The organism is Romboutsia sp. 1001216sp1 (assembly GCF_039841805.1).
Taxonomy (GTDB): domain Bacteria; phylum Bacillota; class Clostridia; order Peptostreptococcales; family Peptostreptococcaceae; genus Romboutsia_C; species Romboutsia_C hominis.
On record NZ_JBDPHA010000010.1, the window covers coordinates 42900 to 69639 of the forward strand.

At 28.8% G+C, this 26740-nt stretch carries 26 protein-coding genes; 8 read left to right on the forward strand and 18 right to left on the reverse strand.

The features are described 5' to 3' along the window. Positions 1-37: 37 nt before the first annotated feature. From larC to larB, 3 genes are read right to left on the reverse strand one after another with little or no spacing between them, the layout of a single operon-like run. A complete protein-coding gene (gene larC / locus ABHC41_RS10620; protein ID WP_195238495.1) occupies positions 38-457 on the reverse strand; it encodes a nickel insertion protein in 420 nt (139 codons plus the stop codon). Between the two features lie 29 nt (positions 458-486). Next, complete coding sequence (locus tag ABHC41_RS10625; RefSeq protein ID WP_195928862.1) at positions 487-1221, reverse strand: LarC family nickel insertion protein; 735 nt, start codon at positions 1219-1221, stop codon at positions 487-489. 30 nt (positions 1222-1251) lie between these two features. Continuing rightward, the gene (larB, locus tag ABHC41_RS10630) at positions 1252-1995 is read right to left on the reverse strand and encodes a nickel pincer cofactor biosynthesis protein LarB (protein WP_166506087.1); all 744 of its coding nucleotides are present in this window, start codon (positions 1993-1995) and stop codon (positions 1252-1254) included. A gap of 445 nt (positions 1996-2440) precedes the next feature. On the opposite strand from larB, the gene ABHC41_RS10635 reads away from it, so the two are divergent. Continuing rightward, the gene (locus ABHC41_RS10635) at positions 2441-2977 is read left to right on the forward strand and encodes a hypothetical protein (RefSeq protein ID WP_195238491.1); all 537 of its coding nucleotides are present in this window, start codon (positions 2441-2443) and stop codon (positions 2975-2977) included. A 102-nt stretch (positions 2978-3079) separates the two neighbouring features. Here ABHC41_RS10635 and groL read toward each other — a convergent pair whose 3' ends face one another. The 4 genes from groL to ABHC41_RS10655 form a co-directional block, all read right to left on the reverse strand. Next, positions 3080-4705: a chaperonin GroEL gene (groL, locus tag ABHC41_RS10640; RefSeq protein ID WP_195238489.1), complete on the reverse strand. Its 1626-nt coding sequence runs from the start codon at positions 4703-4705 to the stop codon at positions 3080-3082. An 18-nt stretch (positions 4706-4723) separates the two neighbouring features. Continuing rightward, on the reverse strand, positions 4724-5008 hold the full coding sequence (locus tag ABHC41_RS10645; protein ID WP_092922004.1) for a co-chaperone GroES: 285 nt from the start codon (positions 5006-5008) through the stop codon (positions 4724-4726). 154 nt (positions 5009-5162) lie between these two features. After that, positions 5163-6653 (reverse strand): cardiolipin synthase, encoded by a 1491-nt coding sequence (gene cls / locus ABHC41_RS10650; protein WP_166506088.1) that lies wholly within the window; start codon positions 6651-6653, stop codon positions 5163-5165. A 16-nt stretch (positions 6654-6669) separates the two neighbouring features. Beyond that, positions 6670-7545, reverse strand: coding sequence for a DNA glycosylase (locus ABHC41_RS10655; protein WP_092921998.1), 876 nt, complete (start codon positions 7543-7545; stop codon positions 6670-6672). A gap of 175 nt (positions 7546-7720) precedes the next feature. Between ABHC41_RS10655 and ABHC41_RS10660 the strand changes: the two genes are divergently transcribed. The 3 genes from ABHC41_RS10660 (at position 7721) to ABHC41_RS10670 (ending at position 10463) form a co-directional block, all read left to right on the forward strand. Beyond that, positions 7721-8389, forward strand: a complete 669-nt coding sequence (locus ABHC41_RS10660) for a deoxynucleoside kinase (RefSeq protein WP_092921995.1) — start codon at positions 7721-7723, stop codon at positions 8387-8389. Further along, positions 8377-9030, forward strand: coding sequence for a deoxynucleoside kinase (locus tag ABHC41_RS10665; protein ID WP_092921992.1), 654 nt, complete (start codon positions 8377-8379; stop codon positions 9028-9030). The genes ABHC41_RS10660 and ABHC41_RS10665 overlap by 13 nt, the downstream gene beginning before the upstream one ends. Before the next feature lie 173 nt (positions 9031-9203). Further along, a complete protein-coding gene (locus ABHC41_RS10670; protein ID WP_271893812.1) occupies positions 9204-10463 on the forward strand; it encodes a sodium:proton antiporter in 1260 nt (419 codons plus the stop codon). Between the two features lie 82 nt (positions 10464-10545). Here ABHC41_RS10670 and ABHC41_RS10675 read toward each other — a convergent pair whose 3' ends face one another. After that, positions 10546-11598 (reverse strand): putative sulfate exporter family transporter, encoded by a 1053-nt coding sequence (locus ABHC41_RS10675; protein WP_166506090.1) that lies wholly within the window; start codon positions 11596-11598, stop codon positions 10546-10548. A 180-nt stretch (positions 11599-11778) separates the two neighbouring features. On the opposite strand from ABHC41_RS10675, the gene ABHC41_RS10680 reads away from it, so the two are divergent. Continuing rightward, entirely contained in the window at positions 11779-12672 is an 894-nt protein-coding gene (locus tag ABHC41_RS10680) for a LysR family transcriptional regulator (protein WP_166506091.1), read from the forward strand. 379 nt (positions 12673-13051) lie between these two features. On the opposite strand, the gene pyrE is transcribed toward ABHC41_RS10680, so the two are convergent. Genes pyrE through pyrB form a run of 4 tightly spaced genes read right to left on the reverse strand, consistent with a single transcriptional unit; the run spans position 13052 to position 16285 of the window. Then, positions 13052-13636 carry an orotate phosphoribosyltransferase gene (gene pyrE, locus ABHC41_RS10685; RefSeq protein WP_166506092.1) on the reverse strand — a complete coding sequence of 195 codons (585 nt, stop codon included), beginning with the start codon at positions 13634-13636 and terminating at the stop codon, positions 13052-13054. 59 nt (positions 13637-13695) lie between these two features. Then, positions 13696-14598, reverse strand: coding sequence for a dihydroorotate dehydrogenase (locus ABHC41_RS10690; RefSeq protein ID WP_166506093.1), 903 nt, complete (start codon positions 14596-14598; stop codon positions 13696-13698). Continuing rightward, on the reverse strand, positions 14591-15283 hold the full coding sequence (locus ABHC41_RS10695) for a dihydroorotate dehydrogenase electron transfer subunit (RefSeq protein ID WP_166506094.1): 693 nt from the start codon (positions 15281-15283) through the stop codon (positions 14591-14593). Before ABHC41_RS10695 ends, ABHC41_RS10690 begins: the two co-directional genes overlap by 8 nt. 30 nt (positions 15284-15313) lie before the next feature. Beyond that, positions 15314-16285 carry an aspartate carbamoyltransferase gene (gene pyrB / locus ABHC41_RS10700; protein ID WP_166506095.1) on the reverse strand — a complete coding sequence of 324 codons (972 nt, stop codon included), beginning with the start codon at positions 16283-16285 and terminating at the stop codon, positions 15314-15316. A gap of 416 nt (positions 16286-16701) precedes the next feature. Between pyrB and ABHC41_RS10705 the strand changes: the two genes are divergently transcribed. Further along, positions 16702-17211 carry a ferritin gene (locus ABHC41_RS10705; protein WP_092921965.1) on the forward strand — a complete coding sequence of 170 codons (510 nt, stop codon included), beginning with the start codon at positions 16702-16704 and terminating at the stop codon, positions 17209-17211. A gap of 63 nt (positions 17212-17274) precedes the next feature. Here ABHC41_RS10705 and ABHC41_RS10710 read toward each other — a convergent pair whose 3' ends face one another. The 5 genes from ABHC41_RS10710 to cooS form a co-directional block, all read right to left on the reverse strand. Then, positions 17275-18480: an NlpC/P60 family protein gene (locus tag ABHC41_RS10710; RefSeq protein ID WP_242977258.1), complete on the reverse strand. Its 1206-nt coding sequence runs from the start codon at positions 18478-18480 to the stop codon at positions 17275-17277. A gap of 398 nt (positions 18481-18878) precedes the next feature. After that, positions 18879-19688 (reverse strand): ATP-binding protein, encoded by an 810-nt coding sequence (locus ABHC41_RS10715; protein WP_271893818.1) that lies wholly within the window; start codon positions 19686-19688, stop codon positions 18879-18881. Between the two features lie 114 nt (positions 19689-19802). Continuing rightward, positions 19803-21071, reverse strand: coding sequence for an FAD-dependent oxidoreductase (locus ABHC41_RS10720; RefSeq protein ID WP_330678047.1), 1269 nt, complete (start codon positions 21069-21071; stop codon positions 19803-19805). After that, entirely contained in the window at positions 21065-21517 is a 453-nt protein-coding gene (locus tag ABHC41_RS10725; RefSeq protein WP_271893820.1) for a 4Fe-4S dicluster domain-containing protein, read from the reverse strand. The genes ABHC41_RS10720 and ABHC41_RS10725 overlap by 7 nt, the downstream gene beginning before the upstream one ends. Then, positions 21510-23411 carry an anaerobic carbon-monoxide dehydrogenase catalytic subunit gene (gene cooS / locus ABHC41_RS10730; protein WP_271893822.1) on the reverse strand — a complete coding sequence of 634 codons (1902 nt, stop codon included), beginning with the start codon at positions 23409-23411 and terminating at the stop codon, positions 21510-21512. The genes ABHC41_RS10725 and cooS overlap by 8 nt, the downstream gene beginning before the upstream one ends. Positions 23412-23804: 393 nt before the next feature. On the opposite strand from cooS, the gene ABHC41_RS10735 reads away from it, so the two are divergent. After that, positions 23805-23975, forward strand: coding sequence for a 4Fe-4S binding protein (locus ABHC41_RS10735; protein ID WP_092921951.1), 171 nt, complete (start codon positions 23805-23807; stop codon positions 23973-23975). A gap of 47 nt (positions 23976-24022) precedes the next feature. On the opposite strand, the gene ABHC41_RS10740 is transcribed toward ABHC41_RS10735, so the two are convergent. Further along, positions 24023-24661: a redox-sensing transcriptional repressor Rex gene (locus ABHC41_RS10740; RefSeq protein ID WP_092921948.1), complete on the reverse strand. Its 639-nt coding sequence runs from the start codon at positions 24659-24661 to the stop codon at positions 24023-24025. A 119-nt stretch (positions 24662-24780) separates the two neighbouring features. Between ABHC41_RS10740 and abc-f the strand changes: the two genes are divergently transcribed. Continuing rightward, positions 24781-26694 (forward strand): ribosomal protection-like ABC-F family protein, encoded by a 1914-nt coding sequence (gene abc-f / locus ABHC41_RS10745; protein WP_271893825.1) that lies wholly within the window; start codon positions 24781-24783, stop codon positions 26692-26694. Positions 26695-26740: the final 46 nt, after the last annotated feature.

Sequence of the window (26740 nt, forward strand, 5' to 3'; positions counted from 1 at the left end):
TCTTTAGGTTAAATCCTAATTTATCAAAATTTATTATTTATGTCAATATCTTTATATTAAATTCTTTATATATAATATTGTTAATTTCTAGAAGAATTTTTGTAAACGATATCCCGTAATTATCTGCTATTTTTATGCAATCTTCATACTCAGGTGTTACTTTTATTAAATTTCCTTTGTAGTACCCAAGCTTTACAGATACTTTACCATAAATAGTTTCGATTTTTCGAAATTCCCTTTTTAATGTCACTCTATTATACTTAGAATATCTCACTCCAAAAGTAGATGTTTCTTTTAGTAAATGTTCGGTTATTTTTTCTAAATCATCTTCTTTACATATAACCGATAATTTTACTGCTGGTCTATTCTTCTTCATATATATACTCTCAGTATATATATCTAGAGCTCCTTCTTGTAATATTTTATTGTATAAGTGCGAATATACCTCTGATGACATGTCGTCAATATTAGTAGTTATTTCATATACTATTTCCTGTTTTTTTTTATACCTAAAATACTTCTTAGCATATTTGGTACTTCAAACTTCTTATATCCTATTCCATACCCTACTTTATTCACTTCAAACTCTATATCATCTACAAAATCATTACATAATGCCTTTATTATACCTGCTCCTGTTGGAGTTGTGCATTCACCCTTCACATTATTTAACTTAACTGGTACACCTTTTAATATTTCTAATGTTGCTGGTGCTGGTACTGGCATAACACCATGGTCGCATTTTACAAATCCTGACCCAAGAGGAACAGTACTTGCATATATCTTATCTATACAAAGTAGATCTATTAAAATACATGAACCTACTATATCAACTATAGAATCTATTGCTCCCACTTCATGAAAGTGTATTTTATCTATAGTCGTTCCATGTACTTTAGCCTCAGCTTCACCTATTACAAGAAATACTTTCTTAGCCATTTCTTTTACCTTATCACTTAAGTAACTAGAATCTATAATTTCAAATATATCTACTAAATGCCTATGTGGATTATTTTCTTTAGTTATAACATCTACATTCGTTCCAAGTATTCCACTTTCATTTTTAGGTGTAATCTTAATTTCAAATTCTTCTTTTATATTTAGTTTATTAATTTCTTCTAAGAATATTTCTTTAGGCACCCCTAAATCTAACAAACTTGATATGGTCATATCTCCTGAAATACCATTAACCAAGTCTAAATAAAGTATTCTTTCTCCCATAATACAACTCCTTAACGTTAATTGCCGTTTCTAATCTAATTTATTTATCATAGATGCCAAGTATCCTGCACCAAATCCATTGTCTATATTTACTACTGATATTCCCGATGCACAACTATTTAACATAGTTAAAAGAGCTGATAAGCCATTAAAGTTTGCACCATACCCAACTGAAGTTGGAACTGCTATAACTGGTACATCTACAAGTCCTCCTACTACACTAGGTAAAGCACCTTCCATACCAGCAACTACTACTATTACCCTTGCACTCTGTAACTCTTCTGTCCTATATAACAGTCTATGTATTCCTGCCACACCTACATCATATATTCTCCCAACATCATTACCTAAGAACTTAGCAGTATGATATACTTCATCTGCTACTGGTATATCAGAAGTTCCACCTGTAACAACTAATATTTTTCCTTTTCCCTTATTTTCTATAGGATGATTGTTTATCTTTAGGATCTTGCATGTTTTATCATATTCACAATTATCATATATAGATTTGATTTTCTCATATGTTTCTAATCTACATCTAGTACCTAATATGTTAGATCCTTTTTCATACATCTTTTCTATAATACCTATTATTTGCTCATCATTTTTACCTTCACAGTAAATTACTTCTGGGTATCCATTTCTTATTTGCCTGTGATGATCTATATTGGCATACCCTAAATCTTCATAGGGTAGCTTTTTTAACTTATCTAACGCTTCTTCTATGTCTATATTATCATTTTTAAACTCACTTAATAACTCCCTTAAGTCCATAAACTACCCCTTTCACTTTATAATTTATACTTTAAATTATATCCGTATATATATTATTTTTCCATAATTATAATTCGTTCATTTGCTGTTATTTTTCATCCAAAAATAAGAACCATTATATTTAGCTTTCCATGTTAAATGGATTCAATTATTTTATTTATAGAATCAAAATTTATTTCCATTATCAAAGTACTTTCTTCTTTCTCGGTTATCAATCTGACTTAAATAAAGACTGTTGTGTAATACATAATCCTAATTTTATGTATGATGAAGATTGTATTCATAACCTACTTCATTTTAAATTATTTAATTTATCATTTTTATATGTGCTCATTTCTATTTCAAGCTAATTTGATTATTAATCTCTTTACTATTTACTCATTTGTAATCTATTGAATTTGATTATATAATGTACTTGTATATAGCTAAAGAAATGAGGTTTTTTATGAATACATCTAAATTATTTACAATAGAATCAAACCTGAGTAAAGAAGATTATAGGCATTTTCTGTACATATCAACATTTTTCAAAGATAAATTTGCTATTTTCAAGATGATTTTATTGCTTTTTTCTATATCTATGTTTTGTATATATAGTGAAGGCTCTTTCTCTTTAAAAAGTTTCTTTATTATATTTATATTATTATCATTTATATTTGTATCTCTGATACTTATTCGTATTGAATCAAGAATTAATAAAAGGATTAAAACTGATGCTACTGGGATATTTAATACTCAAGAAACATTAGATTTTTATAATGATTTTATAATAGTTAATAATTCAGTATTTGAAGGTGAAATAAAGATTAAATATAACCAGATTTATAAAGTATTTGAGTCTAATCATTACTTTATTACTTATTTTAATATTAATCAAGCTACATTAATAAATAAAACAAATCTAGATACTGATACTATAAATAATTTAAGAAATCTATATAAAGATAATTTAAAGGATAAATATATAAATCTAAAAATCTAGCATACATACACTTTACACATATAGTTCATTTGCAATAAAAATTTAATTAGCAAAAAGCTACCTCAATATTGAGGTAGCTTTTCATATTTTTGTAAATTATATTTACATCATTCCCGGCATTGCTCCACCCATTCCTGGCATTGGAGCATCATTTTCTGGAAGGTCTGCAACAGCAGCCTCAGTAGTTAAAAATACTCCAGCTATAGAAGAAGCATTTTGTAATGCACTTCTAGTAACTTTAGTTGGGTCAACTATACCAGTTTCTATCATATTTACATATCTTTCATTTAAAGCATCAAATCCGACTTCAGCATCTTCATTTATTACTTTTTGTATTATTACAGCACCTTCAAGACCTGCATTTATAGCTATTTGTCTTAATGGCTCTTCTAATGATTTTCTTATTATCTTAGCACCTAATTGTACTTCACCTTCTAGTGTCTCTATTAATTTATCTACAACTGGTATAACACTTACCAATGCAGTACCACCACCAGCAACTATACCTTCTTCTACAGCCGCTCTTGTAGCGTTAAGTGCATCTTCTATTCTTAATTTTCTTTCTTTCATTTCAACTTCTGTAGCAGCTCCAACCTTTATTACAGCTACTCCACCAGCAAGTTTAGCTAATCTTTCCATTAACTTTTCTGTATCAAATTCAGAAGTAGTTTCTTCTACTTGATGTTTTATTTGATTAACTCTGTTTTCTATAGCTACCTTATCACCAAATCCATCTACTATTGTAGTACTTTCTTTAGTAACTTTTACAGAACCAGCTCTACCTAACATAGTTAAGTCAGCTTCTTTTAGGTCATATCCTAATTCGTCAGATATAACAGTTCCTCCTGTAAGTATAGCTATATCTTCAAGCATCGCTTTTCTTCTATCTCCAAATCCTGGAGCCTTAACAGCAACAACTTCAAATGTTCCTCTTAATTTATTAACTACTAATGTAGATAATGCTTCTCCATCTACATCTTCAGCTATTATTAATAACTTCTTACCTTGTTGAACGATTTGCTCAAGAACTGGTAATATATCTTGTATATTAGATATTTTTCTATCTGTTATTAATATATATGGATCATTTAATACAGCTTCCATCTTATCTACATCTGTTACCATGTAAGCAGATACAAATCCTCTATCAAATTGCATACCTTCAACAGCATCTAATTCTGTATGCATAGTTTTAGATTCTTCAACTGTTATAACTCCATCTTTTCCTACTATTTCCATAGCTTCTGCTATTAACTTACCAACTTCTTCGTCTCCAGCAGATATAGAAGCAACTTGAGATATAGATTCTTTAGTTTCTATAGTTCTTGATTGTTTCTTTAATTCTTCAACTGCTACTTCAACAGCTTTTTGTATACCTTTTCTTAGTAATACTGGGTTAGCTCCAGCAGTTACATTTTTTAATCCTTCTCTTATTATAGCTTGAGCAAGTACTGTTGCAGTTGTAGTACCATCTCCAGCTACATCATTAGTCTTAGTGGCAACTTCTTTAACTAATTGAGCTCCCATATTTTCAAATCTATCTTCTAACTCTATTTCCTTAGCTATTGTAACACCATCATTAGTTATAAGAGGTGCACCAAATTTCTTATCTAATATAACATTTCTTCCTTTAGGTCCTAATGTAACCTTAACTGTATCTGCTAATTTGTTAACACCATTTTCTAAAGCTTTTCTTGAATCTTGTGCAAATTTTATTTCTTTAGCCATTTCTATCCCCTCCTATTATTATTCAACTACTGCTAGTATTTCACTTTGTCTTAATATTGTGTACTCTTGCCCATCTATTTTAACTTCTGTCCCTGCATATTTTTGGAATAAAACTTTATCTCCAACTTTTAATTCCATAACTATTTCTTTTCCGTCAACTATTCCACCTGGTCCTACTTCTAAAACTTCAGCCATTTGTGGCTTTTCTTTAGCAGCTCCTGGTAAAACTATACCACTTGCAGTTTTTTCTTCTGCTTCTAACATTTTAATAACTACCCTGTCAGCTAATGGTCTTATTTTCATATTTTTCCCTCCTAAATGAATTGTAAATATGTAAAAATTCTAATATCTAAAATATATTATAAACAAAATAATTGTTATCACTCTTTAAGTTAGAGTGCTAACAATTATTATAATATATTAACTTCCCATATTTTTCAATAGTTTTTGTTAAATTTTATAATATAGGCGAGAACAACCTAGCTATTGATTCTCTAACCTTTTTACCTAATTTTCGCTTAGAAAATTCATCTAATGTTAACTCTTCACTACTATTTAAATCCTCAAAAAAATCTTTATTCATTCTTTCTACAATTTTTTTGTCATATATAAATGCATTTATTTCAAAATTAAGCATAAAACTTCTTAAATCCATATTAGCAGAGCCTGTAGATGCTATTTTATCATCTATTGTCATTATTTTAGAGTGTATAAATCCCTTTGTATATAAGTAGACTTTACCTCCTGACTTTAATATATCATCAAAGTATGAGTAAGAAGCATTGTTAACTATCTTATGATCAGCTATCTTAGGGAATACTATCCTTACATCAACTCCACTTAGCGCTGCACTTTTAAGTGCTATAAGTATACTTTCATCTGGTATAAAATAAGGAGTTTCTATATAAATACTTTTTTTAGCTTGGCAAATAGCTGAGAAATAAGCATATCGTATAGATTCCCAATCACTATCAGGTCCACTAGCTATTATTTGAACCATACTATTACCACATCTTTGAGGACTTGGGAAATATTTATCTTCTGTTATTATCTCTTTTGTTGTATAGTACCAATCTGTTAAGAATATCATTTGTAACATATACACTGAGGTTCCTTCTATTTTTATGTGGGTATCTCTCCAGTATCCAAACTTTTTGTTCTTACCCATATATTCATCCCCTATATTTAGGCCACCAGTGTATCCAATTTTCCCATCTATTATAGCTATCTTTCTATGATTTCTATAATTTAGCTTTCCACCTGTCAATGGAAATTTAGCTGGTAAGAATGCTACTATTTCTATTCCATTTTCCTTCATTTCATTAAAAAACTTTCTGTAAAACCAAAACCTCCAACATCCTACATCGTCATATAATATTCTTATCTTTACACCCTCATTGGATTTTTTGATTAATAAATCTTTTAATTCTCTTCCTATTTCACTATCTTTTATAATGAAGTACTCTAAATGTATATGATTTTTTGCATTTTTTATGTCTTCTAGAAGATTTTTAAATTTTTGATTTCCATCAATATATACACTTACTTTATTATTCGTCGTAAATGGAAGTTTTCCTGTATTAAGTAGTAAACTTATTACCCTTTTTTTGCTATAGTCTTCTATATTTTCATTTAATAATTGATTTGTATTAATTGTACTTTGTTCTGTATTTGCAATTTCCTCTATTCGCTCTAGATTTTCAAATACCTTTTCTTCTCTTATACTACTTGCTAGCTTTTGTGTTTTAAATAATTTCCTCTTCCTCATATTTCTCCCTAATATAGCATATATAACTAAACCTATTCCTGGAAGTAATATAAAAATGAGTAACCATGTAACAGTTCTAGCAGGATCTCTATTCTCAAGTATTATTGACATAGAAATAATCGCCCCAACAATATACGATATGGTTAAGTAGCTTAAAAACAAAAAAACTCCAATACTCATAATTTCTACCTCATCTTTATCTGCCTATACCAAGCTCCCTTGCATAATAGAATAAATATTGTTGTGCAAACCCGGCTAAATTACCAAACTTATCAATAGCATAAGTTCTCATTTTAGGTAAACTCATATCTTCACTTACATAAAATTCTTGCATAACTCTTTTTACCCATACATCAACAGGGAAAGTATCATACTTTTGCATTCCAAATAAAGCTATACAGTCAGCTACCTTTGGTCCTACTCCATTGAATTTTTTTAATTCTTTTATGCAATCATCAGTGCTTAAACTTGTATATCCAGATATATTTTCATTATCTTTTATTACACTCTCAGTTGTACTTTTTATGTATTTATCTCTAAACCCAGTCTGACATGCTCTTATTTCTTCTTGCGAAGCTTTGTTTAATTCTTCTGGTGTTGGAAAAGCATAATAATCCTTACCTCTATAATTTCCAATATAAGTTCCATAATTTCTTGATAGATTTTCTATTGCTTTTTGTATCATTGGGATCCTATTATTAGAAGATATTATAAATGAAATCAACATTTCCCATCCATCTTGTTTTAATATCCTTATACCATAACCAAACTCAGATGCCTTATTTAAATGTTCATCCATGTTTTTTAAAGTATTTTTTATATCTGTGTAATTTGTTCCCAAATCAAAGTAATTATACCAAATCTCTTCAAAATCCTTTAAATTTGTATTATCTAAGTATATTTTATTGTCTTTTTCAGATACATTTATCACTCTACCTTTTGCAACTCCAGTATATGAGTTATCTGCTTCTTTATGCCATCTAAAGCATTGCCCACATTCAAATATATGCTTAGGATTAAAATCTGCTACACCTTCTAATATTACTGTATTATTTTCTTCATAAACCTTCATTTATATATACTCCTTTTTTATGATTATTCTTAATAATACTAATTTACCCATATTTTATATAAATTAAATCTTCTTATATTCTATCTATCAAATTTTTCCTAAAAATTCTAGAGTAGAATTTAAAATTTTTTTCTGATAAAATACAAAAGATATTATTTTTAGAAGGTGATTTCATATGAAAAATAGAGGAATATTTATTGCTATAGAGGGGCCTATCGGTGTTGGGAAAACTACTTTAGCAACTATACTTAATGAACATTTCGGTTATACTCTTCTTAGAGAAATTGTAGAAGAGAATCCTTTTTTATCAAAATTTTATACTGATATTAAAGAATATGCTTTACAAACAGAAGCATTTTTTCTATTTAATAGGGTAAAACAATTAGAAGATATAGAAAAAAATCAATTAAATAAGTCTCATGGAGTTGTTAGTGATTACCATATAATAAAAAATCTTATATTTGCTGGTATAACACTTGATAATAATCAATTCCATAGATATAAGCAAATGTACAATATATTTGTAAATGATTTGCCTCAACCAGATATAGTTATCTACTTAAACTCTAATACAGATGTCTTAATGAAAAGGATAGCTATGAGAGATAGAAGCTTTGAAAGACAAATGGATAGAAATTATATACATGAGCTAAGCACAGAATATAAATATTATTTTAACCCTTTATCTATAAAGCATAACTTTGTAGGTAAAGAGCCATTGATAATTGAAATAGATAATTCAAACCTAGATTTCTTAAATAAAGAAGAAGATAGACAATTTATAATAGATAAAGTAGAAAATGCAATAAAGGCATTAGAAGGAGAAACAGCATGTTTAATTTAGTAAATCAATGTAATAAGCCTCTAAATAGGGACTTATTCATAACAGTGGCAGGAAATGTTGGTGCAGGAAAATCAACTTTAACAAAGATAATTGGTGAAAAATTAAATTTTGAAACTCATTTTGAAAAGGTTGATGGAAATCCATACTTAGAGGATTTCTATAAAGATCAAAAAAAATGGGGATTCCACCTTCAGTTATATTTCTTAGCCCAAAGATTTAAACAACAAAAGGAAATAGACTGTAATGGGTTAAACAATATACAAGACAGAAGTATATATGAAGATGTAGAAATATTCGCTAGAAATTTATATGATAATGGGAAAATGACTAAAAGAGATTATATAACTTATAGGGATTTATTTAATGACATGGTTCCTCACCTTAGAAGACCTGACTTAATGATATACTTAGATGGTTCTATAGATACTATAGTTCATAGAATAGGGCTTAGGGGTCGTGAAATGGAAAAAGCCGTTGATATAGAATATTGGAAGAACCTTCACAACAGATATGAAAAATGGATAGCTGAATATGATCAGTCACCTGTGCTATATGTAAATATAGATAAGGTAGATTTAGTAAATAATCCAGAGCATGTAGATATGTTATGCCATGAAATAAAGAGAATTTTAGGAATGTAGTATAAACTACATTCCTTTTTATATGAACAATCTTTAATTCAGTATATATTTAAAGTAAACTATTTGATAATATTTTAATAATATTAGACAGTTACATTTTTCAAAAATATTAATACTATAAAAAATAATATTATTTTTATAGTATTAATATTTTAAAAGGTGAGGTGTTTTAAATGGAAGATTCTATTCAAATTATAGCAAGTAATAACTTACTTATAACTTTTTCAATTATTGCTATGACCGGTATTGTCTGCAGTAAATTAAGTGAATCATTAAAAATCCCTGATGTTGTTTTATTTTTACTAGCAGGTATTTTACTAGGACCTTATTTTCTTGAAATGATAGATCTTAGTTATTTTGAACTAGAAAAGCAACTTATCCTTACTTTCGGTTCTGCCTTCATACTTTATTTAGGTGGAAAAGAGATTAATTTAAAAATATTAAAAAATGTAAAAATAACTGTTTTTTTACTTTCTACATTAGGTGTTATTATTTCATCTATTTTAGTAAGTCAATTTGTAAAATTTAACTTTCAAATTCCTTTTATTACGGCTCTACTCATAGGTTCAATAATTTCATCTACTGACCCTGCTACATTAGTACCTATTTTTAATAAAATTAAAGTTAAAGATAAGGTGTCACAAACAGTTATAAGTGAATCGGCATTTAATGATGCTACAGGGGCTATTTTGACTTCTGCAATTGTTACCATTTTACTTTCTGGTAAGTTTTCTTTGACACAAAATATATGGGATTTATCCATAATGATTATTGTAGGTTCTTTAGTTGGTTGTATTACTGGTATTGTACTTTTAAAACTAGTCAATGATAAACCTTATGGTGTTTTTAAGGACTTTGCTCCAATAATATCTATCCTTTCAGTTATTATAGCTTATGAAATTGCAACTAAATTTGGTGGAAGTGGATATATGGCTTGCTTTATAGTTGGAATAATTACGGGTAATAAAAAAAATTTCAAAATTTGGCTATCTCAAAAATCATACGATGCCGATTTTTATGTTGCTGAAACCCTCGGAACTTTATGCCGTATGGCTATATTCATTATTTTAGGTAGTCAAGTTGAATTAGTTGTATTATCAAAATATTTCCTACCATCATTATTGGTTGTTTTAGCATTTATTTTTATAATAAGACCAATCTGTATTCTAATATGTGCTCTCCCAGACAGAAAAGCAATGTGGACAAAAAAAGAATTGTTATTTATGATGTGGGTGAGAGAAACCGGAGTTATACCTGCTGCACTTTGCGGTATAATTTCTACTATGAAAATCCCTGGTTACGAAATAATCTCTTCTATCACATTTATGGCTATCCTAGTTACTTTAATAGTTCAAGGTAGTACAACTAAACTTCTAGCTAAAAAACTCGACTTATTGGAAGATACTTCTAATAATAAATCTCCTAACTTATAGTATTATTTGAGTGACTAAACTTGCTTTACTTAATAAACAATTGATGTTCACATTATAAAAGAGTGTTCATATGAACACCCTTTTATAATAATATTCCTATTAAAATAACTGCAGTAATTACTTGTAAAGTACCTACAAATAATCCATATAAAGATACTGCCTTACCTTGTTTTACTAAATCTTTTATATTTACTCTTAATCCAATAGCTGCTAATGCTATTATTTCTAATTTATTGCTTAACAGTTTACAAATATGAGATACCTCTGGAGATATAATGCTTGTAGAAAATAAAGCACATGTTATAAAGAATCCTAATACATACCAAGGAACCTTTATTTTGCCCTTTTTAGTATCTTGTATCTCTTCTTCTACTATTTCAGTATTTGATTTATTTTTTAAATGACCAAAAGTGAATACTACAACTACTAAAAGTATAACTCTTACTATTTTAAATATAGTAGCTAAATCTTTTACATGCTCACTTACCATAGCACCACTTGCAACAACTTGCCCTACTGATTGTAATGTACCACCTATTATAGCTGATGTTTTTACAAGTTCAAGATTGTATAACCAATCTGATATTAATGGAAGTAAAAACATTAAAAATATTCCTGTAACATTTACTATTGTTATAGCTATACCTTTATCCTTATCATCAGCTTCAATGACTGGAGCTGTAGCTGCTATAGCAGATGATCCACATACCGCATTACCTGCTGCCATTAGATATCTAAAATTTTCTCCAAATCCTAATTTTTTTCCTATATATAAAGCTCCTATTATAGTTATAGCCATTTGAATTACTATAAATAATATACCATTGAATCCTAATTCCATTAGAGTTGATATACTTAAAGTTGCTCCTAATAATACTATAGAATACGATAGTAAATCAGTTTCTGAGAATTTATATCCTTTATGAAATACTTTTTGATTTAAGAATAAGTTACCTACTAACATACCTAAAAATATAGATATAGTTGCTGCTCCAATTTTTGGAACTGCCTTAGCAATTAACATACTTGCTAAACCTATTAATACTGATACAACTAAACCTGGTAATATTTCTTTTACTTCTTTTATATATTGAAATTTTTTATTATTCTTTACTTCTCCTTTTGAAATATCCATTTATAATACCTTCTTTCTTTTCGTCCTCGTCTATGTTTTTAGTATACATCTATCCTATTCATAAGTAAAATAAATAATAAAAATAATAATCATTAATTTTATTAATAGCTATTTATGATATAATAATTATTAAGACAAATGAAGTTAAACTATACATTTTTTAGAATTGGAGGATTTAAATTGCTAGAAGAATTAAAGACTTTTATTTCAGTCGTAGAATTAAAAAACTTTACTAAAGCTGGTGAATACCTAAATTTATCCCAACCTAGTGTAAGCACTCATATAAAAAATTTAGAAAGTTACTTTGGTGTAGTTCTTATAAATAGATCTATAAAACAAAAACATATTTTTATAACTGAAAGTGGATATATATTGTATAAAAGAGCTAAGGAAATTTTAAATTTGGTAGACCTTACATATATGGATGTTCGAGATACTTCAAATTCGTTTAAAGGACATATAAAAATTGGTGCTAGTTTAACTATAGGAGAATATCTTCTTCCTCAATTTTTAGCTAGTTTTTCAAAGAAATACCCTGATGTAATAGTTGAAGTATTCATAGAAAATACTACTGTTATATGCAATCACCTAAAAGATCTTAATTTTGATATAGGCTTAATCGAGGGTACTTCTATATATCCTGATTTTAATCAAGATTATTTCCTAAAAGATAAAATGGTTTTAGCTACACCTTTTGAATATGAACTTAATTCTAGTAATTTTTCTTTTGATAAGCTAAAAGATCAAAGCTGGATTGCTCGTGAAGAGGGTTCTGGTACTAGAGAGTTTATGGATATGTTTTTAAATAATAATAAAATCATTCCTAAAAATATAATTACTTTTGGTAGTAACTATGCAGTAAAAGAAGCTGTTAGAAATGGTATAGGAATAACTATTATATCTGACCTTGTTACAAGCCCTGCTGTTAAAAATAATGAAATATCAGTAATAGATATAGGTGAATCTTACTATAGATGTTTTTCTTTAATTTTACCAAGAAATATAACTACGTCTAACGTAACTCAAGTATTTATTGATGAGTTGAAAGAGTATGTATCTAATATAAATAAATAGTATATTTAGTAGTTTTAAACATAATATTATACCTAAAAAAAATTTAAATACATCATTAAATGACAAATTACTACAAGTGTTCCATAGTATACTACTATTGATTAAAATTTATTAAGGGTGGTCAAATTGTGGATAGATTCAAAATTCAAATAAAATATTCATAGTTATAGGCATAGTTATATTTTCTATAATCATTTCATTTTTCGCACCTATATTTTTGTTATATTTTATAGATGAATTTTTAAGAAGTAATTGGCAATATCATTTATTCGAAGATAATAAATCTTATATTATGTTTATAATTTTGTTGGTTGAGATAACTCTTATATCAATATTTTATAAAAAGACTAGAGATTAATCTCTAGTCTTTTTGTTTATATTACATTCCTATTTCTTTAAATTCTCTACTTCCTGGCTTAACTAACTCTATATTTCCTTCTTTGCATAAGGGGCACTCATCTACATCATGAACTTGTATATCTAATTTTATAGCGCTATATATTGGCATTCCTATATCATGACTAGTTCTGTTTGCTATACAAGCAACACCTATAACTTCCCCACCTAACTTTTCTAAAGCTTCTTTAGTTTCAATTGTAGACTTACCAGTTGTTACAACATCTTCAGCTATTATTATTTTAGCACCTGGCTTAACTTCAAATCCTCTTCTTAATTCCATTACTCCGTCTTTTCTTTCAGTGAATACTGTTTCTTTATTTAATTGTCTTCCTAATTCATAAGAAACTATTACTCCCCCCATAGCAGGCCCAACTACTAAATCTATATTTAAATCTTTTATTTGCTCAACAACTGTACTTAATACCGCTTCAGCATATTGTGGATATCTTAATACTTTTGCACACTGAACGTATCTATTGCTATGCTTTCCTGATGATAATAAAAAATGTCCTTCTAATAATGCTTCACTTTTCTTTAATATTTCTATTACATCTACTTTACTCATATTTATGCCCTCCAAAATTTATGTTTATTTAATAATTCCCTTTTAATTTAATTGTACCTTTATAATATTCCTCTTATTTCATCTAAAGTCTTTATTCCTTCAGCTTCCATAAACTTTTCTATTCCATCTATTATCTCAAGCCCTATTTTAGGATTTATAAAGTTTGCTGTTCCAACTTGTATACATGTAGAGCCTGCCATTATAAATTCTATGGCATCTTTAGCGCTTGTTATTCCTCCCATTCCCATTACCGGAATATCGACATTTTTGCTTACCTCATGAACCATTCTTAGTGCTATTGGCTTTATTGCTGGTCCTGATAATCCTGCATATACATTGTCAAATACGGGCTTTCTTTTGTGTATATCTATTGCTAATGCTTTGAATGTATTTACTAAAGATACTCCATCAGCACCTTCTTCTTCACATACCTTTGCCATTCCTACTACGTCTTCTGCATTTGGTGATAATTTTATTACTAAAGGTAAGTCAGTTATACTTCTTACTTCTCTTACAACTTCTCTTGCCACTTCGTTTTTTATTCCAAAAGCCATTCCTCCAGCTTTAACATTTGGACAAGATATATTTAGCTCTATCATATCTATTGGTTGATTATTTAATAATTCAACACCTTTTATATAATCTTCTAATGTTCCACCACCAACATTAGCTATTCTTACTAAATCTAATTCTTTAAAGAACTGTAATTCATTATCTATAAATCCTTGAACTCCTGGATTTTCTAATCCAACGCTATTCATCATTCCAGATGGTGTTTCCCATACTCTCATGCCAGTGTTGCCATCTCTCTTTTCTAAAGTAAGTCCTTTACTACTTACTCCTCCAAGCTTTTGTATATCATAAATTTCGTTATACTCTTTTCCGAACCCAAATGTTCCAGATGCCATTACAACAGGATTTTTAAAATCAATTTTACCGAATTTCACTCTTAGATTAGCCATTAAATATCACGTCCTCTCCCCAGAATACTGGCCCATCTTTACATGTTTTTTTATTTCCAAATTGAGTTTTACAAGTACATACTAAACATGCACCAACCCCACAAGCCATATGATTTTCTAATGATACCATTATTTTAGTACTCGTACCTTCTGTCATTTTAACTAGTTTTTCCATCATCGGTGTTGGACCACAAGTTAATATGTAATCGTATTTATTTACATCTAGTATATCTGTTACAAATGTATTTCCTGTTGCTATATAAACATCATTACAAACTTCTTCATACTTCTCTTTTAGTATAGCTTCATTTCTAAATCCTAAATATGCATCGCAGTTATCTAGGTTCTTAGCTACTAAGTATAATGGTGCTACTCCAATCCCTCCACCTACTAAAGCTATTCTACCTTCTACTTTTTCATATCCTTTTCCGTATGGCCCTTCTAGCTTTATAGTATCATTTACTTCTAATTTGCTTAATATTTCCGTTCCTTCCCCTACAACTTTGTATAAGAATGTTATTCCTTCTTCATCTATATCATGAATGCTTATAGGTCTTGAAAGTAATGGGTATTTATCCCATGCCCTTAACATATAAAACTGCCCCATTTTACCTTCAAATTTGCCTTCTACCTTCATAAGGTACATTCCTTCGCCTACATATCTATTTTCAATAACTTTATACATGTGATTCTCCCCTCATTTGTCATATGCTAATTAAAGATTTTGTACTAACTCTAATTCTCTTTCTAATACATCTACATTATTTTTTATCCCTAGTAATTTCATTATTAGAGCCATTCTTACAAACATTCCGTACTTTGCTTGTTTAAAATATACAGCTCTTTCATCATCATCTACATTAATATTTATTTCATTTACTCTTGGTAATGGATGCATTACTAGCATATCCTTTGATGCATTCACCATTTTAGCTTTATTTAGTATATAGTAGTCTTTTAGCTTTTCATACTCTTCTTGATTTTCAAATCTTTCCCTTTGAACTCTTGTCATATAAAGTATATCTAATCCTCCAATAACTTCATCTAAGTTATTAGTTTCATAGTAAGCATGACCTTGATTTTGTATTTCTTCTTTTATATATTGTGGCATCTTTAATTCATCTGGAGAAATGAATACAAACTTAGTTCCCTTGTATCTAGCCATTGCTTTTACTAAAGAGTGTACTGTTCTTCCATTTTTTAAGTCTCCACATAATCCTATAGTGTGATTTTCTAAACTTCCTTTAAGAGATTTTATTGTTAATAGATCTGTAAGTGTTTGAGTTGGATGTTGATTTCCCCCATCTCCAGCATTTATAAATGGTACTTCCGCATACTTTACTGCCTCATTAGCTGAACCTGCTATTGGATGTCTCATAGCTATCACATCTGCATAACATGATACTGTCCTTATTGTATCTCCTAGAGATTCTCCTTTTGATACAGATGATGAATTTGGCTCTGAAAAACCTACTACACTTCCGCCCAGTCTGTGCATGGCAGATTCAAAGCTTAATCTTGTTCTTGTTGATGGTTCATAAAATAAAGTTGCGAGTAATTTTCCCTCACATACACGGGAATATTTTGCTGGATTGTTTATTATATTTTGAGATAAAGATAGTATCTCGTCTATTTCTTGTATTGAAAAGTCTTCTGGTTGGACTAAATTTCTTCCTTTTAATAACATTTTATTTTTCCTCCTTGTCAGCCTCTCTGGACTGAATTTAAAAGCATTTTTATTTCTGATTGAATTCTAGCACCTTTTAATATTTATGTCAATATGTTCCATAATTATTGTTTCAACAAATATAATGACACTATTTCCTAGTTTTAAGTATTAATTTATTTTTAAAGTAATTGTAATGATGATTACTTTAAAAATAAATTAAACTGATCAGTTCCTAAAGTATAATTTAATTAATTTTTCCTATGTTATATTTTTAGTTTATTTTACTTAAAATAAATTGGTATTAGATTTCTTAATAAAGATATTTATTAGTTAGACTTCAACAGATGTATTTAAGTATATGGAAAATTTTGTTTATATAAATCAATCGTTATGCTAAACTTTTAATTAGATATAAATTAGAAAGGAGATTTTATATGATAAGCGAAAAATTATTTTCTCAACTTAATGAACAAGTTAATTTTGAATTCTACTCTTCTTATACTTACTTAGGTATGGCAGCATATGCAGAATCTATTGACCTAAGTGGTTTTGCTAACTTCTTTAGAGTTCAGGCTCAAGAAGAGTTATTCCACGCAATGAAGCTATATGATTACATATTCCAAAAAAACGGTATGGTTAAATTAGAAGAAATAGCTAAACCAGAAAATGATTATGAGAATATATTAGATGCCTTCCAAAGAGGATACAACCATGAGCAAGTTGTAACTAGTAGATTCTATGAACTTGCAGATACTGCTAACGAAGAAAGAGAACATGCTACTATAAGTTTCCTTAAGTGGTTTATAGATGAACAAGTTGAAGAAGAAAATACCTTTAATTCTCTTCTTAAAAAAGTTAGAAGATGTGAAGGAAATACAGCTGCTTTATATATGCTAGATGAAGAGCTATCAACTAGAGTTTTCACACCTCCTACTAATGCTTAAAATCTAAGTAAAAAAATATTACTGGAATTATTAATTCCAGTAATATTTTTTATCAAAATCTATTTATAAAACTCTTTTTGCTGTAACAAATGTTGATGAATAGTAAGATGAGTTTATATTCGCTGTTTCAACACTTTTACCTGGCTTAGGCGAGTGAATCATTGTTCCTCCACCTACATATATTCCAACATGACTTACATTTCCAGTCCCATTAGTTGAGAAGAATACTAAATCACCTGGTTTAAGATTAGATCTACTTACAGTTTGTCCGTATCCAGCTTGAGCACTTGACGATCTTGGTAATGATACTCCTGCTGCATTTCTATATACATAAGATGTAAGACCTGAACAGTCAAAGCTATTTGGACCTTCTGCACCCCAAACATATGGTGACCCTAACTTAGCATAAGCTAAATTAACTACAGCTTGAGCAGCTGATGTATTACTTGCTGGTGGATTGTAAGAATCATTTTTTTCTTGAGTTATCTTGTCAGCTTGTACATTGTTTTCATTTGAACTAGGTTTTTTTATTGTATTTAATTCACTATCTGTACTACTGTTTGAGTTAGCATTTTTATCAGTGTTTAAAGAATTATTTGCGTTGCTATTTGAGTTAGTATTCATGCTAGTGCTTGAAGAATTATTTGTATTATTATTTACATCATTATTATCTGTATCGTTATTGCTTACGTTAGTATCAACAGCTGCATCATTTAAATTTTGCTTATCTTGAGCAACTTGTTCTTCTATAACTGGGGCTTGATCAGAAATATAAGATGCTTTAACATACCCTTCATCTTCACCTTTTTTAACTTTCACCCATTCACCCTTGTCCTCTAAAACTTTAAGTGAACTTCCTAAATCTAACTCATCTATTATATCAGAGTCTGTATTTGCTTCTTTTCTAAAGTTTACCTTGTTTTCAGTAGTGTACCCATGAGCTTCTTTTATATCTACAAATCTTTTTGGTAACCAACCGTCTTCACCATTGTCAGATATTTTTACCCACTCACCTTGAATACCTAAAACTTTAAATTCCTCTCCAGTGTAAGCTACTTTTTTAACTTCACCTTGTTTTCTTATCTTTACAGCTACTCCATCTTTAACAGTTGCAACTTTATATGAAACATCTTTAAATTCATCTAATTTTAAAGTATTTTGTTTATCTTCTTTTTGTTCTACGTTTGCTTTTTCATCTGCATTGGCAACTGAGTTCATTGATAATGCTACAACTGATGCAAACATTGGTACTAATATTTTCCTTTTCATAATATTTCTCCTCCAAAAACTGACCATAATTTATGGTTACTTTTTACGTGAAACTTATACGGATAAAATACTAATACACAAGATTTTATAATTTTTGTAAAACTTGTAACTTTTTTGTAATCTATTGTTACTAACTATGTAGTATTATTTTATTAAGAATTATTTATTTTGAATTATTTTGAATTATTTTGAGAATTATTTAAAACTTTACAAATCTTGTATAAAAAATATTTTAATTAAATTTATTATTTTATCCAATGTATCACTTAAATATACATTTGTAACCTTTATTATATCCTAATAATGGTTTTATGTAAAGTTTTTTACAATTTTCGTCATATTTTCCTGTAGAATTTTTATACTAACAGGTATTTTTTTATGCAATTCTATACTTAACTTTAAAAATCTTTCCTTAATTTATTTATATAAATGTCTATTTTATATACATTCATCATTGTTACTTTTTCTATGTTATTTTTTAATTTTTTTTGTATTTCTTCAATTTTATTAAAAATTGTTGGGCTTTTGATATTCACATTTAAAAATATCTTTATGTTATTATTTGCATTAAATACCTCTACTTTATTGACTTTTTCTATTTCATTTATTTGCCTCAACTCATATCTTATAATTTGATGCATGACATTAGGACTTATATAAAATTTTCCTATATAACTAAATGTTGGTCTAATAATAGTTTTTTCTATTAGTTTACAATCTTTATCCTTTTTTCTAAATAATTTTTTTATAGAGTTTATACTTAATCCAGTAGCTATTTGTTTTATTTCCACACTTGGTACGGGTATTATATGATTGCCTCTTCTTCTAGACTCTCTTGCTATATCTATCTCCCTATCACTACTTATATCTCTTATATCTATTGCTTTATATTCTGTTCCTATTTCCAATCTTTTTACTATTTTATCTATCATTTTTTTTGATGTTCCTAATATTAATAGATTCTCTACTTTTTCGTTTTTTATCTTTGATTTAACCGATTGTCTATGTAATTCATCATTAAATATAGCTCTTTTTACTGCTTCCATAGTTGTCTTTGCTTGTTTCGCAGATACTCCAGCTAATATCTTATTTTTATGTATAAGAAGACCATCATCTATTATATAATCTATATCTTTTTCATATGCCAACTCTAAAGCTCTATAACTCTTACCTGTTCCACTTGAACCAATAAGTGCATAAATTCTCATAAAAACACCTCTATACCCCATAAATTTTAATTCTATATAAATTATTATTTATATTTTTAATATATCTATAATATATAATAAATAAGGCTATAGATTAATCTATAGCCTTATTTATTATATATTATAACAGAATTCTCCATTTTCTTTTAGACTTAAGAAATCTGCATAACCTATATCAAATATTCTGTTTTCTAAGTTTTCTATTTCTATCTTATTTTTAATTAAATAAGTTATAGTTCCTATATAAGATATATCACCTTGAGCAATAGCTCCATATATCATATTATCTTTATATATAAATTTCTTGTAATTATTATTATCCTTTCTAATTGCAACTTTATATGATTCATCTATAGGTTCTACCATTCCAAGGGATACTGTCGCTATTCCCATAAAGTTCATACTATTTTTTGCTGTAAAACTATCATCTATTAATCTTTCTTTTCCGTACATATTATAAGCTGAGACTAAACCTTGCTTTACAGCTATTGGCCATATAGCATTTTTTCCTACTACATCTCCTGCCGCATATACATCTTTTTGCGTAGTTTCACATTTGTCATTTATAACTATTCCTTTATCATAAGATATGTTAGTGTTTTTTATAAAATCTGCATTTGGTCTAACTCCTGTAGCCACAACAATCATTTCACACTCAACTAAATTACCATCTTCTAATGATATACCTACTACATCATTATTGTCCTTTACTACGATTTCTTTTATAGATACACCTTGATATAATTTTGCTCCTTTTTTTACAAACTCATTTTCATATATTGATGCACTATACTTATCTAATTGTTTATTAAGTATAAATTGACCTGTGTTTACTAAAGATACTTCAATATTTTTGTACTCTAACAACCCAACAAGAGCATCTATTCCAACTAATCCAGCACCTATAATGGCTACTTTATTTATTTTTTTAACTTTATCTTTTATATTATATGCATCTTCTATATTTCTTAATGGGTATACATTGTTTGCTTCTCTTAAATTCTTTATTGGCGGTATAAATGCAGATGCACCAGTAGCTATTAGAAGTTTATTATATTCTATAGCTTGATTTTCTAATATTACCTTTTTAGAATTTGTGTCTAAAGATTTAACACTTGTTCCTTTTACCCATATAATATTATTTTCTTTCATAAATTCTTCATCTACAAAGTTTATTTCCTCTACAGTCCTATGGTTAGATATAACATGATGCAACATACAACGTGAGTATGTTTTATCATCCTTCGATACTATTACTATACTACCTTCTTTATCCAATTCCCTTAATGTTTTAGCTGCACTTATCCCTGCTGCACTTGCACCTAATATAACATAATCAATACTTTTTTTACTTCTAAATATGTTTAATATTTTATCTAACATAATGATTCTCCCTTCTGTAGCTCTAGTGCTCCAGTTGGACAATTTGCTACACACTTAGGATTTTCTTCATTTATACATAAGTCACACTTTAATACAACTTGCTTTGTTTTATCGTCTACTTTTAAACCCCCGTAAGGACAAGACATTATACACATATAACATGAACCACATTTCTTTTCATCATAAGAAACTATTCCTGTTTTTTCATCTTTAACCATTGCTCCACTCATACAAGTTAAAACACATTCTGGCTCATCACAATGTCTGCATATAATTGGCACTGGTTTATTATCTTTATCTAATTCTATATGCCCTCTACTATCATTATCTATATCATTTAGATTAAGTGTATACATGTTGCTATTTTCACTATGCTTTAACATACAAGCTAAAACACAACTTTTACATCCAGTACATAATTCTTTATTAATTATAATTCTATGCATAAGATTCCACTTCCTTTAACCCAAGTTTTTGTCTTCTATCAATTATTATTTCTTCTAATTGCTCTGCTGACGATTTTGGGTCTGGATTAACTATAACGTGGCCTCCTATTAAATCTTTTAATTTTTCTGTAAGCACTTCTGTTACTAGTTTTCCTCCTGTTATAAATGGTGGTAATGCTAAGTGAAGTGGTAATCCTAGTGCTAAACCAAATGCCCCATCAGCTAATGCTTGCTCCTCTAGCCATTGTGGAGCTGATAGTACAAGTGGTAATTGAGGTAAATCTATACCTAATTCTGCTGCTATTTCTGTAGCAACTATTTCTAATCTTCCTATTGCTAAACATGGTCCAAAGTTTAGTACTGGTGGTATTCCTAAAGACTTACAAACTTCTTTTAAGTTATCCCCTGCTAATTCTTCTGCCCCTGGAGACATAAGCCCTACATTTTCAAGCCCTCCTGTTGAACATCCAGCAGAAAGAACTATTATATCTCTCTTAATTAATTCTTTAGTTAATTCAACTGTATTTATATCGTGTCCACCAGCAGTCATGTTTGAACATCCAACTACAGCAGCTATACCTTTAATTTTTCCTTCTGCAATTAAGTTTATTAATGGTTTCCATGAATCTCCTAAGAATGCTTTTAAGTTCTTTTCACTTACTCCTGTTAAAGATTTTTCGTATCCATGGTCACTTGGTATATCTATTTCTACTACATTTCTTCTTTCTTTATATGCTTCTAATGCTTTATTTATTAGACTTTCGCTTATAGATTCTATATTCTCTCTATCAAATGGTATATACTCTGCGTTTGATTTCTTAGCTACATCATCTAAGCAAACCATCTTAACTTTATATTTATCTGCTATTGGCTCAAGCCCTGGTATTGTACAGTTAAATTCTGATAGTACCATATCTATAGCACCTGTTGAAAGTACAGCCTCACTAGTGAAGTTATTTCCTGCATGACCCACAAATACCTCTTGGTAATGTTCTCCTCTTAGCTGTAAATCTTGACCTACACAAGTACATCCAACTAATTTAAATCCTTTAGCTCCTACTGATTTTGCTAATTCTACTACGTCGCTGTCTTTTAATCTATCTTGGAAATGAGAGAATACTGAATGTTGATGTCCTGTTATCATTATATTTATATAATCTTTATCTATAACATTAAATCCTACTGGGGCCATTCTTATAACTGGCTCTCCTAACATAACATCATTTAAAAGATTAGTTAATGTAAGACCATATAATCCTGTTGATATACCTAAATTTAAGCAATTAACTAACATATCTATTGGATCACTATTTAAGTTTGTCGATGATTTTACTATTGCATCAAAGACTTCTGACTTAGCTCCACCTGGCATTATTCCTAGCTCTTTCCATTTATCTACTCTTGGTCCATATGCTACCTTTTCAACTAATTCCATTTTCTCGTATCTTGGCTTATATAAGTCATTTAACACCTTATTGGCTATATCTATACATTTTTGATGATTATCTTTAGATTCTATTCCAAACATTTCAGCTAAATTGTTTAGTGCATTTAATCCCTTTATATTCCCTTTTTTCTCTCCTAAATCCTTTAGATTTCTAGCTGTAGTTTCTACTACATGTAAATAACAAGCGGAACCTGATGCAACTGCTCTTAAAAAGTTTCTAGCTACTATGGTATCTGCATCTGCTCCACATATACCTCTTGGTGATTTTGGTGTTATTCTACATGGACCATTTGAACATAGTCTACAACACACTCCTTGAAGCCCAAATCCACATTTAATTTTTTGATCTTCTGTTCTATGGAATGATGTTTCTACATCCTTTGAAGCTATAAAGCTTTCTAACCTCTTATCAGCACTTTCACACATTCTACAAGTATTACAAGACATAATATTTCCCCCTTAATATTATTTATTAGATTTTAATTTGGATGAAAATTTAGTTAGAATTGAATTGATTTGACCTTGATGACTTGATTGATTTTTTTTTAACTATAATTTTATATTCAATATTTACCATAAAAATTTTAATCTTAAACATATTTTTTTAAATTTTTCTTGTCTTAATTATAAAACTTTTTTTATATATATTTATTTTTTATAATGATTAATCTGTTCATTATATAATTAAATATTATTTTTTGTTAGTCTATACCCATTTTATTTTATATTAATCTGTCGTTTTATTAATATTCTTGTAAAATTTTTTTCTTTGTTATGTTGGAATTTTTTTGTTATAATATTACTGAATACATAATAAAAAAATCAAGGGAGGATTTTGTGATGGCTTACATGATAAATGATGCTTGCATAAGCTGTGGTGCTTGTGCTGCTGAATGTCCAGTTGAATGTATATCTGCAGGAGATGACAAATACGTTATAGATGCAGATACTTGTGTTGAATGTGGTGCTTGTGCTGGAGTATGTCCAGTTGATGCTCCTCAACCAGAGTAATCTAATATATAAAAACTACCATACATATGTATGGTAGTTTTTTATTTTTATAATTCTTCTTCACTTTCTTTCATTAAGTATGATAGAGTGAATAAGCTTTCTGTTAAATTTACATTTTCAACTATAACATCTTTTGGTACTTCTAAATCTATCGGTGCGAAGTTCCATATGCCTTTTATACCAACACTAACTAATCTATTGACTGTGTCTTGCGCTCCGTTCTTTGGTATACATAGTATAGCAATATCTATATTATGTTCCTCAACATATTTCTCTATCTCCTCTGAATCTAGTACTTCAAAGTCTCTTATTTTTAACCCTATCATTTTTGGATTTGCATCAAATAATGCTTTAACTTCAAATCCAGCTTTTCTAAATCCAGAATAGTTAGCTATTGCTTGACCTAAGTTTCCTGCCCCTATTAGTATTGCATTATACTTTCTATCTAGCCCCAAAATTTTTCCGATTTCATTATGAAGTGCTTCTACATTATATCCATAACCTTGTTGGCCAAAACCACCAAAATTATTTAAATCTTGTCTTATTTGAGATGCTGTAAAACCGATAATCTCACTTAATTCCTTAGAGGATATTCTATGTATATCCTTATCTAATAACTCTCCTAAGTATCTATGATATTTCGGTAATCTTCTTATGACTGCCATCGATATATTCTTAGAACCCATTTCTTTCACCTCCTGTAAATATGACATAATTATCTATATTTTTAAAACATAGTTTAATATCCTTGATTATATTATATCAAAACATTATAATTTTAGGTAGTTCAAGGAGGTATAAATTTATGATCGTTTTGTCGTGTAATAACTTAAATAAAAGTTTTGGAATAGATTCTATATTAGAAAATGTAAGTTTTACTGTTAATGAAGGTGATAAAATAGGGATAGTTGGTGTAAATGGTACGGGTAAAACTACTCTATTTAAAGTTATCTCTGGAATATATGGTTATGATAGTGGAGATATATATACATCTAAAGACTGTGAAATAGGATACTTAGAACAGCATACCAATTTCCATTCCAACAACACTATTTTAGAAGAAGTTTTAGAAGTATTTAAAGATTTAATAGAAATGGAAAACTACTTAAGAAACTTAGAGGTTAAAATAGCTGAAGAAAGTGCAAATCCTAACTCAAATAAACTTGAAAAAATAATGGATGAATACTCTCACAAATTAGAAAAGTTTTCTGATATGAATGGTTATGGATATAAATCTGAGGCAAAAGGTGTTTTAAAAGGATTAGGGTTTAGCGATGACGATATGAACAAGCCTATCGATGTGCTTTCTGGAGGTGAAAAAACTAGAGTGCTTCTAGGTAAACTACTTCTTAGAAAACCTACTCTACTTTTACTAGACGAACCTACTAACCACCTAGATGCAGAAGCAATAGAATGGCTTGAAGTTTTCCTAAAGCAATATAAAGGCACGGTAATTTTAATATCACATGATAGATATTTCCTAGATCAAGTTGTTAATAGAGTATTTGAAATACATAATAAGAGATTAAAATCTTACAACGGAAATTACTCTGACTTCGTAAAAGCTTCTATTGTAGAAAAAGAAATAGAACAAAAAAAGTATGAAGATCAACAAAAGGAAATAAAGAAGCAAGAAGAATCTATAGAAAGATTAAAAGCATATGGTAGAGAAAAGCATGTAAAAAGAGCTAGAAGTAAAGAAAAAATGCTTGCTAAAGTCGATGTATTAGATAAGCCTGATGGCGAAAGAAAAAGAGCTAGAATAGAATTTAATCCATCTGTTACTAGTGGTAATGATGTTCTTCAACTAAGAGATATCTCTATGGGATATGGTGAAAAAATATTATTTAAAGATATAAACCTTGATATATATAGAGGAGAAAAGGTAGCTCTTATAGGTGCTAATGGTATTGGTAAATCTACTCTGTTTAAAATAATTATGAATGAGTTAACTCCTCTTTCTGGAGATGTTAAGTTTGGTACTAATGTTAATGTATCTTATTTCCATCAGGAGCAAAAAACTCTTAATTTAGAAAATACTATTATAGATGAAATTTGGAATGATAACACTAATTTAACTCAAACTACTCTTAGAAGTATGCTTGGAGCCTTTTTATTTGAAGGTGAAGATGTATTTAAAAAGATTTCAACATTAAGTGGTGGAGAAAGGGCTAGAGTTGCTATACTCAAATTAATTCTTTCAAAAGCCAATCTTCTTCTTCTTGATGAGCCTACTAACCACTTAGATATAGATTCTAAAGAAGTTCTTGAAGAAGCTTTATGTGGGTACACAGGTACAGTGTTTACAATATCTCATGATAGATATTTCCTAAATACTGTGGTAGATAAAATATTAGTTTTAGATGAAACTGGTATAACTGAATACCTTGGTAATTATGACTACTATTTAGAAAAGAAAAAACAAGTTCAAGAAATGAGTACTAATGTTGAGGTTGTAGAGAAAACTAAAACACAACTAAAAGATGAAAAACGTAAAGAGAGAGAACAAAGAGAAATAGAAAAGAAAAACAGAGTTAAAAGACAAAATATAGAAAAAGAAATAGAAGAAACTGAATCTGAAATAGAAGAGCTGGACGTATTACTATGTCAAGAGGAGGTCTATTCTAATCCTGATAAATCAAGAGAAGTTAGTCAAAAAAAATCATCTCTTGAAGATAAGTTATCTACTTTATATGAAGAGTGGGAATTATTTATGTAGAAGCCATTTATAGGCTTCTTTTTTATGTGGATAATTTCATAAGATA

Excerpts from the sequence above, each read along its gene's own strand:
- pyrB (WP_166506095.1), bottom strand. The coding sequence starts at position 16,285 with ATGTTATTAAAAGGAAGAAATTTAGTCCAACCAGAAGACTTTTCAATA.
- ABHC41_RS10690 (WP_166506093.1), bottom strand. The coding sequence starts at position 14,598 with ATGGCTAATCTAAGAGTGAAATTCGGTAAAATTGATTTTAAAAATCCT.
- ABHC41_RS10625 (WP_195928862.1), bottom strand. The coding sequence starts at position 1,221 with ATGGGAGAAAGAATACTTTATTTAGACTTGGTTAATGGTATTTCAGGA.
- ABHC41_RS10710 (WP_242977258.1), bottom strand. The coding sequence starts at position 18,480 with ATGAAAAGGAAAATATTAGTACCAATGTTTGCATCAGTTGTAGCATTA.
- ABHC41_RS10725 (WP_271893820.1), bottom strand. The coding sequence starts at position 21,517 with ATGCATAGAATTATAATTAATAAAGAATTATGTACTGGATGTAAAAGT.
- cls (WP_166506088.1), bottom strand. The coding sequence starts at position 6,653 with ATGAGTATTGGAGTTTTTTTGTTTTTAAGCTACTTAACCATATCGTAT.
- ABHC41_RS10635 (WP_195238491.1), top strand. The coding sequence starts at position 2,441 with ATGAATACATCTAAATTATTTACAATAGAATCAAACCTGAGTAAAGAA.
- cooS (WP_271893822.1), bottom strand. The coding sequence starts at position 23,411 with ATGTCTTGTAATACTTGTAGAATGTGTGAAAGTGCTGATAAGAGGTTA.
- ABHC41_RS10665 (WP_092921992.1), top strand. The coding sequence starts at position 8,377 with ATGTTTAATTTAGTAAATCAATGTAATAAGCCTCTAAATAGGGACTTA.
- ABHC41_RS10715 (WP_271893818.1), bottom strand. The coding sequence starts at position 19,688 with ATGAGAATTTATGCACTTATTGGTTCAAGTGGAACAGGTAAGAGTTAT.
- ABHC41_RS10740 (WP_092921948.1), bottom strand. The coding sequence starts at position 24,661 with ATGGGTTCTAAGAATATATCGATGGCAGTCATAAGAAGATTACCGAAA.
- larB (WP_166506087.1), bottom strand. The coding sequence starts at position 1,995 with ATGGACTTAAGGGAGTTATTAAGTGAGTTTAAAAATGATAATATAGAC.
- larC (WP_195238495.1), bottom strand. The coding sequence starts at position 457 with ATGTCATCAGAGGTATATTCGCACTTATACAATAAAATATTACAAGAA.
- pyrE (WP_166506092.1), bottom strand. The coding sequence starts at position 13,636 with ATGAGTAAAGTAGATGTAATAGAAATATTAAAGAAAAGTGAAGCATTA.
- ABHC41_RS10735 (WP_092921951.1), top strand. The coding sequence starts at position 23,805 with ATGGCTTACATGATAAATGATGCTTGCATAAGCTGTGGTGCTTGTGCT.
- ABHC41_RS10670 (WP_271893812.1), top strand. The coding sequence starts at position 9,204 with ATGGAAGATTCTATTCAAATTATAGCAAGTAATAACTTACTTATAACT.
- ABHC41_RS10705 (WP_092921965.1), top strand. The coding sequence starts at position 16,702 with ATGATAAGCGAAAAATTATTTTCTCAACTTAATGAACAAGTTAATTTT.
- ABHC41_RS10660 (WP_092921995.1), top strand. The coding sequence starts at position 7,721 with ATGAAAAATAGAGGAATATTTATTGCTATAGAGGGGCCTATCGGTGTT.
- abc-f (WP_271893825.1), top strand. The coding sequence starts at position 24,781 with ATGATCGTTTTGTCGTGTAATAACTTAAATAAAAGTTTTGGAATAGAT.
- ABHC41_RS10720 (WP_330678047.1), bottom strand. The coding sequence starts at position 21,071 with ATGTTAGATAAAATATTAAACATATTTAGAAGTAAAAAAAGTATTGAT.
- ABHC41_RS10655 (WP_092921998.1), bottom strand. The coding sequence starts at position 7,545 with ATGAAGGTTTATGAAGAAAATAATACAGTAATATTAGAAGGTGTAGCA.
- ABHC41_RS10695 (WP_166506094.1), bottom strand. The coding sequence starts at position 15,283 with ATGTATAAAGTTATTGAAAATAGATATGTAGGCGAAGGAATGTACCTT.
- ABHC41_RS10645 (WP_092922004.1), bottom strand. The coding sequence starts at position 5,008 with ATGAAAATAAGACCATTAGCTGACAGGGTAGTTATTAAAATGTTAGAA.
- groL (WP_195238489.1), bottom strand. The coding sequence starts at position 4,705 with ATGGCTAAAGAAATAAAATTTGCACAAGATTCAAGAAAAGCTTTAGAA.
- ABHC41_RS10675 (WP_166506090.1), bottom strand. The coding sequence starts at position 11,598 with ATGGATATTTCAAAAGGAGAAGTAAAGAATAATAAAAAATTTCAATAT.